The sequence below is a fragment of the uncultured Lamprocystis sp. genome (assembly GCF_903933125.1).
Classification (GTDB): domain Bacteria; phylum Pseudomonadota; class Gammaproteobacteria; order Chromatiales; family Chromatiaceae; genus Thiodictyon.
Genome location: NZ_CAIZIZ010000219.1, coordinates 1 through 1,838, shown reverse-complemented (window position 1 = coordinate 1,838; position 1,838 = coordinate 1). Strand labels below are relative to the sequence as shown.

The window sequence follows — 1,838 nt, the reverse complement described above, 5'->3', positions numbered from 1 at the left end:
GTAGGTTGGGGTGAGGAACGAACCCCAACATCCCGGCCGCCGATCGTTGGGGTTCGTTCCTCACCTCAACCTACGGGCTCACCCCAACCTACGGGCTAGGTTGAAAGTCGCTGAGATGATCGCGAAGGAGATGAGAGATGAAAAAACGCGTCCTTGAAGACATCGAGGTCGAAACAGGTTCCGGCAACGTCTTTGCCGACCTTGGCCTGCCCGATGCCGAGAAACTCAAGATCAAGTCCGGTCTGGTGATCGAGATCACCCGGGCCGTGCGCAAGCTCGGCCTCACGCAGGAAGAGGCCGGTCGCCGCATGGGGGTCACGCAACCGAAGGTCTCGGCCATGCTGCGCGGCGACTTCGCCAATCTGTCCGAGCGCAAACTGATGGCGTGTCTGAACCGGCTCGGGTATGACATCGAGATCAAGGTTAAGCCCGCGGCCGAGCCGGTCGGACACCTGACAATCGCCATCGGTTGAGAGCGATTTCGCGACCATGATCGAGCTGAAATGGATCGAGCCTAAATTCAAGATCGGTAGGTTGGGGTGAGGAACGGACACTGGTGGCGAATTGCGCCCACGCGGGTGCAGCCGCCGCACCGGCTTGGCTCAGACCCGGAATGTCTCACGCCAAGGCGCCAAGACGCCAAGGGCCTTCAAGGCGATAGCGACTCGCGGAGTGACTGGGGCACCGCAGAATTGCGCTCTTCTTGGCGTGCTTGGCGACTTGGCGTGAGATAGGTTCTTTCCAGACTCCGCGGTCGGGAGAATTCGCCACCAGTGTCAGGAACGAACCCCAACATTCCCGGAAAACCCGGCGACGATGTCGCGCCCGGAACCCGGAACAGTATTTTCAAACAAGCAGGTTGGGTGTGATCGCCATGCGCTACGCAGTCGTCATCGAGCAGGCGGGGGGGAATTTTTCCGCCTACGTGCCGGATCTTCCCGGCTGCATTGCCACCGGGGACACGGTCGAGGAGGTCGCGGAGGAGATCAAGGAAGCCATTGCCTTCCATTTGGAGGGGATGCGGGAAGATGGAATCACACCGCCCGCACCCAAAAGCCAGGTCGAGTACGTGGACGTCGCGGCCTGACCCCCATGATCCACCCCCAACGCCTCCTCGCCGATCTCCAGTCCCTGCTGCCCAAACTGGAACGGGATATCCTGGACTACAGCCAGACCCGGCCGGAGCGCGAGGCCCACCTCAAGGCCGAATACGCCAAGGCCCAGGCCGCCAACCGCACCGCCGAGCATTTTGTCGCCTGGCGCGAGGCGCAGATCACCCAGGCCGCGGCGGCCTGGGTGCTGACCGGCGTTTTCGTGCGCTTCCTGGAGGACAACCGGCTCCTGGAGGCGCCGCTCCTCTCCGGGCCGGCGGCCGGGGCGGGTCGGGGTGGGCTGCAACAGGCCAAGGACCGCCTGACCGTCTATTTCAACGCCCATCCCACCCATGCCGAGCGTGACTATCTGCTGGCCGTCTTCGAGGAGCTTGAGTTGCTGCCGGCGATGGCCGAACTGCTCGACCGCGCCCACAATCCGCTCCGGCAACTGCCGCTCTCGGCGGACGGCGCCCGGGCGCTGATCGACTTCTTCCAGCGGCTCGACCCCGAGACCGGTGCGATCCTCCACGACTTCACCGACCCGGAGTGGGACACCCGCTTCCTCGGCGATCTCTACCAGGACCTCTCGGAGAGCGTGCGCAAGCCAGCAATTCCAAATTTGGGCAGCATCGCGCAGCCCCCTTGGTGGATGCGGCGCGCACGACCGGCGTGCCGGGTCCCTGACACCGAGCGGCGCGCCTTATCCACCCTACAGCGGCGCCGGTTCTGTAGGGTGGATAAGCG

The 1,838-nt window shown here is 63.9% G+C and carries 2 protein-coding genes and 1 pseudogene; all 3 read left to right on the top strand.

What is annotated here, in order from left to right; all coding sequences use genetic code 11:
- The first annotated feature begins 137 nt into the window (after positions 1-137).
- Complete coding sequence (locus QZY03_RS10980; RefSeq protein WP_295580930.1) at positions 138-473, top strand: helix-turn-helix domain-containing protein; 336 nt, start codon at positions 138-140, stop codon at positions 471-473.
- Positions 474-874: 401 nt separating this feature from the next.
- A complete protein-coding gene (locus QZY03_RS10975; RefSeq protein WP_295580928.1) occupies positions 875-1,087 on the top strand; it encodes a type II toxin-antitoxin system HicB family antitoxin in 213 nt (70 codons plus the stop codon).
- A 5-nt stretch (positions 1,088-1,092) separates the two neighbouring features.
- A pseudogene (locus tag QZY03_RS10970) lies at positions 1,093-1,838 on the top strand (hypothetical protein); the annotation flags it as partial.

Bases quoted from the DNA above. Each gene is read 5' to 3' on its own strand.
- QZY03_RS10980 (WP_295580930.1), top strand. From the start codon at position 138: ATGAAAAAACGCGTCCTTGAAGACATCGAGGTCGAAACAGGTTCCGGC.
- QZY03_RS10975 (WP_295580928.1), top strand. From the start codon at position 875: ATGCGCTACGCAGTCGTCATCGAGCAGGCGGGGGGGAATTTTTCCGCC.